This window comes from Elusimicrobiota bacterium, from assembly GCA_016722575.1.
Taxonomy (GTDB): Bacteria; Elusimicrobiota; Elusimicrobia; order FEN-1173; family FEN-1173; genus JADKIY01.
Genome location: JADKIY010000001.1, coordinates 727,491 through 741,795, shown reverse-complemented (window position 1 = coordinate 741,795; position 14,305 = coordinate 727,491). Strand labels below are relative to the sequence as shown.

Genomic DNA, 14,305 nt, shown 5'->3' with positions numbered 1-14,305 from the left:
GGCGTACTCCGTTGTTCATTCGGGGCGACCGACGAGGTCCAAGGTCTCGTCGTAACACGCCCGCAATTTCAGAAAATGCGCGTCCCAATCGTTGCCGCGAACCGCGGACGGCAGGGCGGCGCCCAGGGACCGGCGGAGGGAGGCGTCCTTCGCCAAGGCGGCCAAACGGGCGGAAAGCCCCGGGGCGTCCGGCTCGTCGGCCAACCAGTCGTCCCACGCGGCCGGCCAGAGTTCCGCCGCCCCCACCCGGCGGCTCGTCAGCACCGGGACGCCGCAGGCCATGGCCTCTTGAACGCTCATGCCGAATTCCTCGAAGGGCGCCGGGTGGACGTAGACGTCGAGCGCGTGGTAGAGGGCTTCGACGTGAACCTGGGGCGATTCAAATTGCACCCGGTCGCCCAAGCCGAGGGACCGAACCAAATCCAAATAAGGACCGGGACGGGTTTCTTTCCCCACCACCACCGCCCGCACACGACCTTGGACCTCCGTCGGCAATTGGGCCAACGCGCGCAGGAAAATGGGCAGCCCCCTCTTCTCGAAATCCCCGGAGGTGACGAGGCCCACGACCACGTCCCCTTCGCCCACCGCCCATCGGCGCCGCTGAGCCTCCCGCCAAACCCCCCGGTCCTCGGGGCGAAAACGGGCGGGGTCGACCCCGGGGTAAACCACCCGGATCCGCCCCGGCGGAACGCCGAACCGCTTTTCCACGTCGTTTTTCATGAGGCGGGAGTTGGCGATCAAAAGGCGAAACCGCCGCCCGCGCAGTTGACGTTCGTGCATCCACCCGACGCCGGACCCCGACGGGAGGGGAGCCCCGTACACCCGTTCGTGCGCCGTGTGGACGCAGTTGTGAAGGCTGAGCACGTCCTGATTCAGAAGGTCCCCGTGGCCGTGAACCAGGTCAAATCCGCCCCGGCGGACGGCGCGCCCCACCCGGCCGGCGAACCACCGCCGCTTAAGGCGGCTCCCCCAGGGCCACCGGGCCACGCGAACCGCGCGGACCCCGCCGCCGACGAAACGGGCGTCGTCCACCCGCTCGGCGAAAACGTGAACGTCGTGCCCGAGGGCGGCCAGGCGGCGGGTTTCCTCCCACAGGAGGGTCGAGGCCCCCGACAACCCGGCGGCGTTGCGGGCGGCGACGGCGATTTTTAAACGCCGTTCAACCATGGATCATATCATTCGGGGCCGACGGGTTCATTGGCGCCGTCTCAGGGTTTCCACCGGTCGTGAATCCAGAGCCACTGGGACGGATGACGACGGATCCACCCTTCGACCACCTTCGTCATTTGCTCCATGAGCGCCCGGAGATTGTCTTCGGTCGGCGGACCCGTCGAGATGTCCAAGGCCGGGTCGCATTCGATGATCAACCGGCCGTTTTCCCGGTAAGAATGGATGGGGTGCACCGGGCATCCGACTCGAAGAGCCAGAAGCGCCGGAAGACCCGTCGTGCGGGCCGGGCGTCCAAAAAACGGGACCGACAATCCCCCCTCGGTGATGCGCTGGTCGAAGAGGAGACCCAGCACGCCCCCGGAGCGCAACCACCGGAGGGATTCCCGGACCGCTTCCCGGTGAAGGATCACCCGGGTGTTGAAGCGCGCCCGGACCCGGGTCACCAGAGCGTCCACGAAAGGGTTCTTGATGCGCCGCGCGATCGCGGCCAGGCGAAGGCCGGCCAAGGACAGAAAGGGGGTGGCGTATTCCCAGTTGCCGATGTGGGCGGTGAAGAGCAGCACGCCCTTTCCCGCGGCCGCCGACGCCACGACCCGGTCCAGCCCGCGCACCTCGACGGCGGCGAGATATTCGTCGGGAGAGAGGCGGGCCAAACGCGCGAATTCCCAGGCGGCGCGTCCGAGCTGGGGCCAGAGGTCCCGGGCCCAAGCCGCCCGCTGGGAATCGCCGACCTCGGGAAAGGCCAGGCGCATATTTTCCTCGGCCCGTCGGCGGCGTTTCCCCGCGACGGCGCCCAACGCCGTTCCCAAGGCGGCGCCGATCCGGCGGCCCATGGCCGGCGGCAGAACGCCCAGGGCCCGGACGAGGCCTAAGACGCCGAGGGATTCGAGCCGATAGCGGAATCGACGACCGTCGTCCACGCCGTGTCCTCCCATTCCAAATCCAGGCGCGCCACCCAGGCCGGAAACCCGGGGGGCAGTCGCTGGGCGTCCTTTTCGGTGGTGATCAGAAGGCGGCCCTCCCGTCGGGCCCGCTCCACCGCCCGGGCCGCTTCCGACGCCGAAAACGCGTGATGATCCCCGAAACGCTCCCCGACGACCTGGCCTCCCAGCCGGGCGAGGCCTTCCTCGAAAGACGCCGGATCCGCCAAGCCGGAGAGGGCCAACACCGGCCGCCCCGTCATTTCGGAGGCGGGAACGGCCCGCTCGCCGTCCCGAAGACGGAGCCGGTAATGGGCCACCCCGATCGGCCCGGAAAAAAACGATAAGCGTTGACGGAGATTCTCCCGTTGGGACGGGTCCAGGCGTTCGGCGCGGGTGAGAAGGAGCGCGTCCCCCCGGACCAACGCGGAGGGGGGCTCCCGCCAGGGACCGGCCGGAAGAAGCGGCGCCGACCGCCCTTCCCCCCACACCCCGTGGGCGAGACGGGCGTCCAAGCAAATCAAATTGCGGTCGCGATGGAGCCGGTGATGCTGCAAACCGTCGTCCAGAATCAGGACCTCGGGGCGAAATTCCTCCCACACCCGCTCCGCGGACCGGGCCCGGTCGGCGCCGATCCCCAGGGGAACCCCGGGCAAACGCCCGGCCAGCCAGCGCGGCTCGTCCCCCACCGACTCGACGGAAGGCGGAGCGTCCCCCGGACGATTGGGCACCAACGCCGGGGCGCGGGCGGAACGCCCGAAACCCCGGGAGAGAATCGCGGGGCGACGCCCGGCGGCGATCCAACGTTCCGCCAACCACTCGACCACCGGGGTCTTTCCCGAACCGCCCACCGTCAGATTCCCCACGCACACCACGGGAACGGGAATCCGGACGGTCTCGAAAAATCCACGTTGATAGGCCCGGGCCCGGGCCGCGGTCGCGACCCCGAACAGCCGGGCGGGACCCCAAAGAACCGCTCGCCACCACACGCCCCCGGGCGAATCCATCGACGGCAAATTCACGGCGTCCCGGCGGGCCGCGCGGCGAGGGCGCCTTCGACCTCGGCGACCACCCGATCCACCGACACCCAGTCCATGCACTCGTGGCCGAAGGGGCATTGATCGCGGTTGCACCCCAGGCAAGAGAGCCCCCGGGCTTGAAGGTATCGGTGGGGGGCGGCGCGCGGGTTCCAGGACTCGGGCCAGGTGGGGCCGTAAACGGTCACCGTCGGAATCCCCACCGCCACCGACAAATGCATCAACCCCGAATCGTTGGTGACCGCCGCGTGGCACCGCGACAGGAGGGCCGCCGCCTGACGCAATCCACCGGGGGGAATCACGAACACCCGCCCCGGAAAAGCCGCGGCCATTTTTTCAAGTTCCCCCCGCTCCTCCGGCCCGCCGAACAGGAGGATCGCCCGGTCCGGAACCGCCAAGAGACGTCGGATCGTTTCCGAAAAACGCGCCACGGGCCACTGGCGGATGGGGCGCCGATGCATGGGAAGGACCGCGACCCGTTCCCGAAAGGCGTCCAAGCCTTTTTCGGCCCACCACCCCGCCGCGGGCTGAAAATCCGCCGGGCGCAAAGGGATCCGAGGGAGGACTGGGTCCGCCGGGGTCAGGCCCAGCCGACGAAGCAAATTGAATTTGATTTGAACGGCGTAGAGCGGGCGCGGGGGGCGTTCCACCCGGTGGGTGTACACCATTCCCCAGAAGGGGGTTTCAAAACCGGCCCGCACGGGCGCCCGGCTGGCCCAGGTCAACTGGGCGGTTCGGGGGTTGTTCATGAAATCCAACACCCAGTCGTAGCGACGCCGATGGATTTCCCGAAGCCAAAACCAAAACCGGGACTTTTCGAAAACCAACGCCTCGTCCAATCCCGGGTAGCCTTCGAGCACCGGCGCCATGCCTTTTTCCACCAGGAATTCGATGCGCGCGTCGGGAAACCGCGTCCGCAGGGCGTCGATGACGGGGGTGGTGACGATAACGTCGCCGATCCGGCGGGGCTGGACGATGAGGATCTTCACGGGGATTAAAGGCGGGCGCGGCCGCGGGTCATGTTCAAATGAAAGTCCCAGGCGGTGTCGTCCCCGCGGACGAAGAGACGGCGGAGGCAATAGGGGTTGCCGGACAGGTCCGCCTTTCCTTGATGGACGGACACCGCGGTGCGATACCCGGCTTCGCGGATGAGCGCCTGGACCGCGGGATCGTCCGCGGCGTCCCCGTAGGGGTTGGCGAAGGAAACCGGCGCGACCCCCAATTTTTCGGCCAACACCGTCCGGCTCTGGGTCAATTCCGTCCGGACCGCGTCGGGAGACAGCCGGGAGAGGCGCGCGTGGTTCAGGGTGTGGGATCCGATTTCCCAACCGGCGCTTTGAAGGGCCCGGACGCCGTCCCAGTCGAGCATCGGAATCCGCGTTTCGGAAGCCGGGTCGTGCCAGAAGTTGTCCCGGCCCACGGCGTTGACCACCACGTAGATCACCGCCGGGAACCCGAATTCCCGCAGGATCGGGAGCGCGTTTTCCAAATTGTTCCGGTAGCCGTCGTCAAAAGTGAGGACCACGCTTTTTTCCGGCAGGGGCAAGCCGGCGTCGAGGTCGGCGGCGACCGCGGCCAGCGTCCGGGGCGCGTACCCGTGTTTTTTCAAATAGGCCATCTGCGCCCGGAATTGCTCCGGGGACACCCACAGTTTTTTGAGTTTGGATCCCGGCGGCGGGAACCCGACTTTGTGGTACATGAGCACCGGAAGGCCCGGGGCCCGGGGGCGCCACCAGTTCCAACGCGCGGAAAATCCCGCCGCGGCCACGGCGCCCGCCGCCAACGCCGCGCCGATCACGCCTTCCCCCCCCCGTCCAAAAGTCGGACGTGCTTCAACCAGGCGTAATAGGAGCTGAGAACGGCGTATATCAGCCCGGCGTTGCCGTCCAGGAACCCGCCCTTTAAAACGTAGCGGACCAGGAACTCCCAGGGCAGGCGAAGGTGCTGCCAAACAGCGAACCGGCGGCCCTCGGCGTATTTTTTGCGGGCGATCAAGCCCGTGTACCGGGCGCATTTCTCCAGATATTCCTGAAAATTTCGGTAACTTTCGTGGCGCACGGGGTGGGCCAGCCGCCCCCAGGGGCCCGGCACCGAGATGCCCTCGTGAATTTCGGCCCCGGCGTAATGGGCTTTGTCCCGGCGAAAAAGCCGAAGATGGAACTCCCGGAAACAGCCGCCGAAACGCAGACGCCGACCCAGGAAGTAAACCTGAAACGGCAATTCGTATCCGTTGACCGTGGGCGAAGACGCCAGGGCCCGCCGAATGTCGTCGGCCAACTCCGGCGTCAATCGCTCATCGGCGTCGATGTTGAGCACCCAGTCCCCGGCGGCTTGTTCCAGGGCGTATTGTTTTTGGGGGCCGAACCCCGCGAAATCCCGCTCAATGACCCGGGCGCCGTGCTCGCGGGCGATGTCCCGGGTGCGGTCGGTGGAATGGCTGTCGACCAGAACGATCTCGTCGGCCACGCCCCGCAGGCTTTCCAGGCAGGCGGGAAGGTCGCGCTCTTCGTTGCGGGCGATCAAAATGGCGCTCAAGCGGGGCACGGGGCCTCCAACAGTTTTTGGTACAACGCTTCGTAACGGTCCGTCATGGCGGACACCGAGAAACCCCGGGCCCGCTCCCGCCCGCGTTCCGCGCGGCGGCGGGCTTCCTCCGGGTTTTCCAAAACGGCGGCCATGTTGCGCGCCAGGGATTCGACGTCCCCCGGGGGCGTCAGTTCCGGGGCCCCGGGGCCGCCGTAAAGGTCCGGGATCCCGCCCGCGGCCGTGGCGGCCGTGGGCACGCCCAACACGAGCGCGTCCAACAGGGCCGTCCCCAGGCCTTCGTCCACCGATGGGAAAACGAAAAGATCCGCCATGGCCGTATATTCTAACACGTCGCCGCGGTGCCCGAGGAAAGAGACGGCGTCCTCCAATCGAAGAGCGGCGGTCAACCGTTCCAGTTCCTCCCGCCGGGGGCCGTCGCCCAGGATCAGCAATCGATCGGCCGCTCCCCGGGCCCGGAGAAGGGCAAAAGCCCGGAGCAGGGTCGCCTGGTCCTTGTGCGGCACCAGGGCGCCCACGTGCACGACCAAGCGGTCCGCGGGCGTGAACCCGCGCTCAGAGCGAAACCGATTCCGGTCGGCCACGGAGGGATGGGCGGCGGGGTCCACGCCGCTGGGGATGACCGAAATCTTCGATTCGGGCACGCCGCCTTCGATCACCACGCGGCGCACCGCGGTGGAAATGGCCGCCAGGGCGTCCACGGAGCGGTATTTCCAACGGCTGAGAAAATTATTTTTTAAGGGGAAATCCACCCGGCGGGTCGCCACCAGACGGGCCGTGGTCCCCCGCCGCGCCAAAGCCCCGAAACCGACGGCGTGACCCGTGTGGGCGTGCACCACTTGAATGTTTTCTTGGCGCAGAAAGGCCCGAAGGCGGCCGGCGGACCGAAAATCCCATTCCGACCAAGGAGCGAGGGGAAAGACCCGGAGGCCCGCTTCCGCGGCGGCCCGCGCCAGCGGGCCTTTGGGCCGCGCCGCCACCACGTTCCCATGCCCCCGCCGTTCCAACTCCCGGGCGAGCCACAGGGTTTGACGCTCGCCCCCCCGCCAGCCCCTTTCCGTGTTCACGTGAAGGATTCGAAAACTCACGCGGACCTCCGGCGTCGTCCCAGGGCCTGCCCGTAAACTTCCTCGGTTTCTTCCCCCAAACGGGAAAAAGAAAATTGATTCTCCGCGCGACGCCGGGCTTCCGCGCCCATCCGGCGCCGGGCCTCGGGATCGTTCAACAGGCTTCCGATCGCCTCCGCCAGGGCGGTCCCGTCCCGGGGCGGGACCAAGCGCCCGTTCTGTCCGTCCTCCACCAGTTCCGGCAGGGCGCCGACCGCCGTGGCCACGACCGGCCGACCCTGGGCCAACCATTCGAGGGCCACCCGGGACACCGCCTCGCTCCCCACGGAACAGACGACGCCCAGGTGGCAGGAACGCATAAAAGACGCCGCGTCCGGAAGCCGGCCCGCGAACCGAACCCGGTCGGCGACCCCCCGGCGCGCCGCGTCCTTTTCCAAGTCGGCCCGGGACAGGTTTTTGTCCTCGCCGGCGATCCAAAACTCCGCGGCAGAGAAATGGTCCCGCAAACGCTCCACCGCTTCCAGAAAATAGTCGTGGCCCTTGACCGGATCCAGCCGGCCCACCAAGGCCACCCGCCAAGGCGCCGGAGGCTCCGGCCTCGCCGGGGAAAGAGGCACGCCGGGAAAAATCACCCGCGTTCGTTCCCTCAAAAAGGGGTACGCCGCCGCGTACGCCTCGCCCAAGGCGCGCGAAGCCGCCACCACCGCGTCGGTCCGTCGGAACAAAAACCCCTGCCCGGGGCGCGGGGACAACCGCCGAGCCTCGGCCCGGGTGCGGACCAAGGCCGCCGGCGTTCCACGGGTCGCCAGAAATCCCCGGCTGTGCCCGGATCCGGTGTGGGCGTTCAGGATGTCGATTTGATTTTGGACCACGGAGCGCCGAAGGGCGAGGAGGGACGGCGACACCGTTGAAAAACCCTCCGCCCGAGCGGTCCGGTCCGCCGGGCTCCCGGGACAAGCGGCGATCCACAGGGCGTGGCCCCGGTCCCGCAGGGCCCGGGCCGCGCCCAAGCCGTAGGCGGTCAAACCCGAATCCCATCGCTCATCCAAAACATGAAGGATCTTCAAGATGCCCCCCGGAGGAGCCGTCGGGCTTCCCCCACCACGCGGTCCACCGTCACGTCGGTCATGCACCGGAAATGTTTTTGGGGACATCGGCGTCCGCCGTGAAGGGCGCAGGGTCGGCAATTCAACCCCCCGTTTTGAACCACGGCGGTTTTTTCGCCGGAGGGAAAAAAGCCGAAGGCTTCGACCGTGGGCCCGAACACGGCCACGGTGGGAACGCCCAGGGCCGCGCCCAGGTGCATGGCGCCCGAATCGTTGCACAAAAGGACCGCCGCGCGGGAAAGGAGGGCCATCAATTCCCTCAACGAGGTTCGGCCCGTCAAATTAAGGGCCGGTCCCTGAAGGGTTTCCAACACCTCTTCGGCCGCCGGACCGTCCGAGGCGGACCCGACGACGACCACCGTGGGCGGTGGCCCGCCCGCGGCGCGAAACTCTTCCGCCAGGCGATCGGCGGCCGCGGCGAAGCGGTCCGAGGGCCAACGTTTCGTGGCGTGCAACGCGCCGGGCGCCACGACGATCCAGGGGCCCGGAGCGACCGTCGTCGCGGGGGCCGGAAGCGCGTCCGGGGGCGAGGGCAATCGAGGCACCCGGTCCCTCACCTCGACCCCGAGGTCCGCCAGGGTTTCCAAATAGCGGTCGACCGTTTTCCCGGCCAACTCCGCCGACGGCCGTTTGAACCAAACCAGACGGCGCCGAGCCCACGCGCGTTTCCGATAACGAACCACGCGACCGGCCTTTGACAGCGCGGTCCAAAGCCTCGAGCGGGGCGTGTCGTGCAAATCGATCAGCGCATCGAACCGTCGGCGACGGATTTCGCGGAGAACGCCCCAAAACCCCAAATCCTCAAAAATCAACAATTCATCGACGGCGGGATGGCCGGCCAGGGCGGGGGCGAAGGCTTTTTTAACCAGGAGGGTGAGCCGCGCCTCGGGCCACGCCCGGCGAAGATTTTCAAACACCGGGATCGTGAGAAGCACGTCCCCGAGGGACGACAAGCGGACAACGAGAGCGGACCGGGTTAACATCCGCCGCAGGTGCCTCGGGGGCGACGCGGGCCCGACGCCAGCGCCTCGGCCACGAGGGTCAAATTCGCTTCCAGGGCTCCGCGCTGAGCGTCGGCAAAGGCCCGAGCGGCGTCGCCCAACGCGGCCCGTTTGGCCGGCGAAACGATCAATTCCCGCAACGCCGTCAACAGGGATTCGGCGTCCGTCACGCGGATCGCCGCGGACCGTTCTTCAAACCCCTTGGCCATTTCTTTAAAATTCGACATGTGGGGGCCGAAAAGGACGGGAACGCCCCAGCGCGCGGGCTCCAGAGGGTTTTGGCCCCCCCGCGGTATTAAGCTCCCCCCCACGTAGGCCACGGTCGCCACCCCGTAAAGGTCGGCCAATTCCCCGACGGTGTCCAAAACCAAGATGTCCCAGGGCGCCTCTTCCCCGGACAAGCGAGTCCGAAGCGCGGCGCGAAACCCCGTGTTCTCGGCGTAGCGGCGAACCTCGGCCGCCCGCTCCACGTGGCGGGGCGCCAGGACCAGGCGAAGGGGGACGCCCTCCCGTCGAAGGCGAAGGAAGGCCCCGAGTAAAATTTCCTCTTCGCTGTCGTGGGTGCTTCCGGCCACCCACACCGGGGCGTCGCCCTCGACTTTGTAGAGGGCGCGCAGGGCCGCGCGCCGCGCCGGGTCCGGCAGCGGCACGTCGAATTTAAGATTTCCGGTGATGGCCACGGCGTCCGGGAAGGCCCCCAGTTGGAGGAAGCGCGAGGCGTTCGTGGGGCTTTGAACGCCCACCCGCGACAGGCTCGCCATCAAGGGTTCCCAAAAGGACCGCACCCGGTAGTAAAGCGGGAAAGCCCCATCGGACATCCGCCCGTTGATCACGCACACCGGGACATTTTTCTCCGACAGGCCCTTCAGCCAGTGGGGCCAGAGTTCGGTTTCAACGAGAACCAGCGCGCGGGGGGCCCAACGTTTAACAAAGCGCGCCAGGGGCCCGGGGCGGTCCACGGGCGCCAGCCGCACGAACTCCGCCAGGTCCAGCCGTTCCGCCAACTCTTTGGCGTTCACCGTGGTGGTCGTGAGCAGGCGCGCCAGGCCGGGGAACCGGACCGGGGCCGCGCGCAAAAACGCCTCCGCCGCACGAACTTCCCCCACCGAAGCCGCGTGAATCCAGAGGGTCGGCTTTTGGGAGCCGTCGCCCCGCCCCCACCCCATGCGTTCGGGAAGACCCCGAAGGGTTCGTCGAAGGCCGTAACGCCAAACAAACACGAGAAGGATCAGGGGCGACAGTAGGAGCGTTAGGAAGGAATAGAGGCTCAACACGCGGTCTCCCGTTCTTCACCCGCGTCGGCTTCGGCTTGATTTAGAGCCCGACGCAAATTTTCCTCCGCCGCACCATCGGCCGCCGTCACGATCAGGGGATCGCCGAAAACCACGTGGAACCGCCCGAAAGGCAGGGGGATCATGAATCGGTCCCAGCTGGAAAGGGTTTTGACCGGCGTCCCGGCCCAGGCCACGGGGACGATGGGAACCCCGGTTTTGGCCGCCAGGGCCAACACGCCCGGCTGAATGGACCGCGCGGGCCCCCGGGGTCCGTCGGGGGTGAAGGCCACCCGGCCGCCCGCGTTCACGACGTCCAGCAATTCCATAAACGCCGCGGGCCCGCCCCGGCTGGAAGACCCCCGCGCCGTCCGATATCCCAGGCGCTCCAGAACCCCGGCGATGAATTCCCCGTCCCGGCTGCGGCTGACCAGCACGGTCACGCCCCGGCCCCGGTGTTCCCAGGCCATCAGCAACTGGTAACGATGCCAGAAGGCAAAAATCATCGGGCGGGAACTTTCTCGAAGCGATTGGGCGGCGGGGGACCAACGGACCACCATTCGGGAGGTGCGTCCAATGAATTGGAGAATCAGCCACCCCAACCAGGAGACGACCCAGGGCCAAAACCGGTCGCGACGGGAGCGGGATTCGTTTGGGGCTTGAGTCAAAATAAATTGAGCGTTTTGCCGAGAGGATTTTGGCCCTGGGCAAGGCGCGACGAGGGAGCATACCGGTCGTCTGTGACCGAGGAGCAACACGGCACGGGGCCAAAAGCATCCGGCAAAATGTTCAAGGTATTTTAACTCAGGCCCTCAGGAGCGTTTTTTAGAGGGCGGCCACCACAACACGTACCCCAGGCGGGAAAACCGGGGCGTCAGGTGCCCGCCGGCGTCGAAGGAGAGAGGGATTCGGGCCGCGTCAAGGGTGTTCAAAAGGGTTTTTTGCTCGTCCATCGAGGCCAGGGGACGTCGGTCCGACAACTCGAAAGCGTCGTCTTTGGCTTCTTCGTTGACCAGCCGGGCCACAAACTGCGCGGACTGATCGGCCAGCTCTTCCCCCAAGGCGGTCAGCACGCGGCTGCGGAGGGCTTCGCCCCGCGAGAGAGCCCGGGCGATTTCCTCCTCGAGGCCCACGCCGACGGTGGCGGCGAACAGCGTCAACGAAAGAGGCGGGCGCTCGCCCTCGGCCGCCCGAACGGAGGTCAACCCCGGGGGGCACGCGTCGGGCGCGAAGGTGGCGTACAGGGCCGCGGTTTCCAATAAACCGGCGACGGCACGGATCTCCGTCTCGACGGCTTTTTCCAATTCGGGGGTCGCCTGGGCGTTTTCCGACAGGGCGCGGAGGTTCCGCATCACGGCTTGCGCGCGCGGCTGGAGACGAAACTTTTTGATCTTTTTGACGGAAAGAACCGTCTCGGCCATCAGTGGAGGGGCTTGCTGCGTTTGCGTTGCCAGAGATAAACCATCGGAGTGGCGATGAAGATCGTGGAGTAGGAGCCCACGATCACGCCGAAGGTCAACGCCAGGGAAAAATCCCGAATCACTTCGCCGCCCAGGAAAAGCAGGGAGAGAAGCACGATGAACACGGTCAACGAGGTGATGATGGTCCTCGAGAGGGTTTCGTTGCAGGAGCGGTTGATCAGCGCGTCCAGAGGCTCCTTGGAATGACGCCCGCGCAGGCGGATGTTTTCCCGGATACGGTCAAAAATGACGATCGTGTCGTTGATGGAATAGCCGGCCAAAGTGAGCAGGGCCGCGACCACCGTGATGGAGACTTCCCGGCCCGTGAGGGCCATGAACCCCAAAGCCAGGAAGACGTCGTGCACGAGGGCGAACACGCCCGCCGCGCCCCAGATCCAGTTTCGAAAACGGAAAGCGACGTACACCACGATCCCCAACATGGAAAAGAAGACGGCCAACACGGCTTTGGACACCATTTGTCGACCGACCACGGGGCCCACGAACTCGGCGCGCTCGGTCACGAAGGCGTATCCCTCAAAGGCCCGGGCGAAGGCCTCGGTGACTTTGCCGACCAGTTCGGTCTTGGCTTCGCCGGCGTTCGATTTGAATCGGAGAATGATGGCGTTGTGGTTGGGCACGTTCTGAAGTTCGGCGCCGTTGAGGCCGGCGGTGGCGAGGGCGGCCCGAACGCGGTCCAGGGAAATTTCCGCGCCTTGGGCGTCGGCCCCGGCGGCGTCGCCCGCTTTTTGAAAATACCCTTGGACCAACGTTCCCCCCGTGAAATCGATGCTCAGGAGGGAGGGACCGCGAACCACCAGGCCCGCCACCGTGGCGGCGGCCAGGAGGCCCGACAAGCCGAAAAACAGCTTGTGGTATTTGATGTAGTCGAAATTGGGGGTTTTAAAAAATTCCATTACACGCTCAATTTCTGCACGTCGCGGTGCGATAACCAGAGGTCGTAAACCGTGTGGGTGACGACGATGGCCGTGAACATGGACACCGCGAGGCCCAACATCAAGCTGACGCCGAACCCTTTGACAGGGCCTGTGCCGAACTGAAACATAAAGACCGCCGCGATGATGGTGGTCAAATTGCCGTCCAAGATGGCGGAAAACGCCTTGTCGTACCCCTGGTCCACCACCATCCGGGGGGATTTCCCGAGGCGAACCTCTTCCCGCATCCGCTCCAAAATAAGCACGTTGGCGTCCACCGCCATGCCGATGGTCAAAATAATGCCGGCGATGCCGGGCAGGGTCAAAGTGGCGTGAAGGGCCGCCATGGCGGCCAGGAGGAGCACCAGGTTGAGCACCAGGGCGAGATTGGCCAACATGCCCGACCAACGATAATAAATCGCCATGAAGAGGAAAATCGCGCCCAATCCGATGGCGCCCGCCAGAACCCCGGCGCGCACCGAGTCGTCGCCCAGGGTGGCGCCGACGGTTCGTTCCTCCACGATTTCCAGCGGCGCCGGCAACGCGCCCGCCTGAAGGACCGACTTCAAAAATTTGGCCTCTTCGGGGGAGAAATTCCCCTCGATGATGGCGTGGCCGTCCGGAATCCGGGACCGGATGGAGGGGGCCGATTGCACCACGCCGTCCAAGACGATGGCCAGGCGGCGGCCCACGTTGGCTTCGGTTAAATCCGCGAAGCGCTTGGCGCCTTCGGGATTGAACTCCAGGGACACGTGGGGCGAAGCGCCGGAAAATTCATGGGCGCCCATTTCCACCCGGGCGTTGGCCAATCCGGCGCCCGTCAAGGCGGCGGAGGCTTTCACCACGTAAAAAGCGGATTCCTTGCCCGCGAGAAGCTCCGTGCCGGCGGGAAGCAGGGCGGCGATCTCTTTGGGCATTTTCCCCGGGCGCAACCGGGCGGCGGTCAGGCCCATCTCCCGGGCTTTGTTGATCACGGCTTCGGGAACGTCGTCGGAGTCCAGCAAACGGAATTCCAGGAGCGCCGTCCGACCGATCAGATCCTTGGCTTGCGCGCGGTCTTTAACGCCCGGCAGTTGAACGACAATCCATTTGTCGCCCTGGCGGACGATCAACGGCTCGGAAAGGCCGTATTGGTCGATGCGGTTGCGGACCACCTCCATGGCGCGGTCGATGGCTTCGCGCAGGGTTTCCGGGGTGTCATCGGGCAATTTGTCCGTTTGCAGTTCCAAAAGAAGGTGAATCCCGCCTTGAAGGTCCAGGCCGAGGTTGAGAATGCGGTTGAGGAGGGGGTTGCGGCGGTCGCGCAACTCTTGTTGTTTTTCCCGAGGAAGGCGGTAAAACCGGTAGGACGGGAAAAGGTACCACCCCGACAGCAGGACCGTCGCCAGGATGGCGAGGGACTTCCAATAAGCCTTAGGCATGGGCGCCGTTGGTGGCGGTCGTTTCGGTTTCCTGGGCCGGGTCGTTGGGGACCACTTGGGCCACGTGGCTGCGCGACAGAAGGACCTTGACGTCTTCGGACAACTTCACTTCCAGGACTTTCCCTTTGACGGACTGGATGGTGGCGTAAATTCCGCCCTGGGTGAGAACGCGGTCGCCGCGCTTCAAATTGTCCAAGAGCGCCTGGTGCTGTTTGGCCTGTTTTTGCTGGGGACGGATCAGAAGGAAATAAAAGACGCCCAGGATCGCGATCCAAGGGACCATCATCATGAGTCCCCCGTTGGGCGCGCCGGCGGGACGACCGTCGGCCCAGGCGGGCACGGCCGCCGACAATAGAAGAAGCAGACTTGAAATTCG

General features: G+C 66.2%; 15 protein-coding genes. All 15 read right to left on the bottom strand.

All coding sequences use genetic code 11. The features are described 5' to 3' along the window. Positions 1-15: 15 nt before the first annotated feature. A complete protein-coding gene (locus IPP68_03305; GenBank protein ID MBL0349390.1) occupies positions 16-1,167 on the bottom strand; it encodes a glycosyltransferase family 4 protein in 1,152 nt (383 codons plus the stop codon). A 41-nt stretch (positions 1,168-1,208) separates the two neighbouring features. Then, complete coding sequence (locus tag IPP68_03300) at positions 1,209-2,090, bottom strand: lysophospholipid acyltransferase family protein (protein MBL0349389.1); 882 nt, start codon at positions 2,088-2,090, stop codon at positions 1,209-1,211. Continuing rightward, positions 2,039-3,112 (bottom strand): tetraacyldisaccharide 4'-kinase, encoded by a 1,074-nt coding sequence (gene lpxK, locus IPP68_03295; protein MBL0349388.1) that lies wholly within the window; start codon positions 3,110-3,112, stop codon positions 2,039-2,041. The genes IPP68_03300 and lpxK overlap by 52 nt, the downstream gene beginning before the upstream one ends. Then, positions 3,109-4,116, bottom strand: coding sequence for a glycosyltransferase family 9 protein (locus IPP68_03290; protein ID MBL0349387.1), 1,008 nt, complete (start codon positions 4,114-4,116; stop codon positions 3,109-3,111). The genes lpxK and IPP68_03290 overlap by 4 nt, the downstream gene beginning before the upstream one ends. A gap of 5 nt (positions 4,117-4,121) precedes the next feature. Beyond that, the gene (locus tag IPP68_03285) at positions 4,122-4,925 is read right to left on the bottom strand and encodes a polysaccharide deacetylase family protein (protein MBL0349386.1); all 804 of its coding nucleotides are present in this window, start codon (positions 4,923-4,925) and stop codon (positions 4,122-4,124) included. After that, complete coding sequence (locus IPP68_03280) at positions 4,922-5,671, bottom strand: glycosyltransferase family 2 protein (GenBank protein ID MBL0349385.1); 750 nt, start codon at positions 5,669-5,671, stop codon at positions 4,922-4,924. The genes IPP68_03285 and IPP68_03280 overlap by 4 nt, the downstream gene beginning before the upstream one ends. Beyond that, entirely contained in the window at positions 5,659-6,759 is a 1,101-nt protein-coding gene (locus tag IPP68_03275; GenBank protein MBL0349384.1) for a glycosyltransferase, read from the bottom strand. Before IPP68_03275 ends, IPP68_03280 begins: the two co-directional genes overlap by 13 nt. Continuing rightward, the gene (locus IPP68_03270) at positions 6,756-7,805 is read right to left on the bottom strand and encodes a glycosyltransferase family 4 protein (protein ID MBL0349383.1); all 1,050 of its coding nucleotides are present in this window, start codon (positions 7,803-7,805) and stop codon (positions 6,756-6,758) included. The genes IPP68_03275 and IPP68_03270 overlap by 4 nt, the downstream gene beginning before the upstream one ends. Further along, on the bottom strand, positions 7,802-8,827 hold the full coding sequence (locus tag IPP68_03265; GenBank protein MBL0349382.1) for a glycosyltransferase family 9 protein: 1,026 nt from the start codon (positions 8,825-8,827) through the stop codon (positions 7,802-7,804). The genes IPP68_03270 and IPP68_03265 overlap by 4 nt, the downstream gene beginning before the upstream one ends. Further along, positions 8,821-10,119 (bottom strand): 3-deoxy-D-manno-octulosonic acid transferase, encoded by a 1,299-nt coding sequence (locus tag IPP68_03260; GenBank protein ID MBL0349381.1) that lies wholly within the window; start codon positions 10,117-10,119, stop codon positions 8,821-8,823. The genes IPP68_03265 and IPP68_03260 overlap by 7 nt, the downstream gene beginning before the upstream one ends. Then, complete coding sequence (locus tag IPP68_03255; protein ID MBL0349380.1) at positions 10,113-10,784, bottom strand: lysophospholipid acyltransferase family protein; 672 nt, start codon at positions 10,782-10,784, stop codon at positions 10,113-10,115. The genes IPP68_03260 and IPP68_03255 overlap by 7 nt, the downstream gene beginning before the upstream one ends. Before the next feature lie 144 nt (positions 10,785-10,928). Further along, the gene (locus tag IPP68_03250; GenBank protein ID MBL0349379.1) at positions 10,929-11,537 is read right to left on the bottom strand and encodes a hypothetical protein; all 609 of its coding nucleotides are present in this window, start codon (positions 11,535-11,537) and stop codon (positions 10,929-10,931) included. Further along, positions 11,537-12,490 (bottom strand): protein translocase subunit SecF, encoded by a 954-nt coding sequence (gene secF, locus IPP68_03245; GenBank protein MBL0349378.1) that lies wholly within the window; start codon positions 12,488-12,490, stop codon positions 11,537-11,539. The genes IPP68_03250 and secF overlap by 1 nt, the downstream gene beginning before the upstream one ends. Then, positions 12,490-13,929, bottom strand: a complete 1,440-nt coding sequence (secD, locus tag IPP68_03240; protein MBL0349377.1) for a protein translocase subunit SecD — start codon at positions 13,927-13,929, stop codon at positions 12,490-12,492. The genes secF and secD overlap by 1 nt, the downstream gene beginning before the upstream one ends. Then, a complete protein-coding gene (gene yajC, locus IPP68_03235) occupies positions 13,922-14,218 on the bottom strand; it encodes a preprotein translocase subunit YajC (protein MBL0349376.1) in 297 nt (98 codons plus the stop codon). Before yajC ends, secD begins: the two co-directional genes overlap by 8 nt. Between the last annotated feature and the right edge of the window lie 87 nt (positions 14,219-14,305).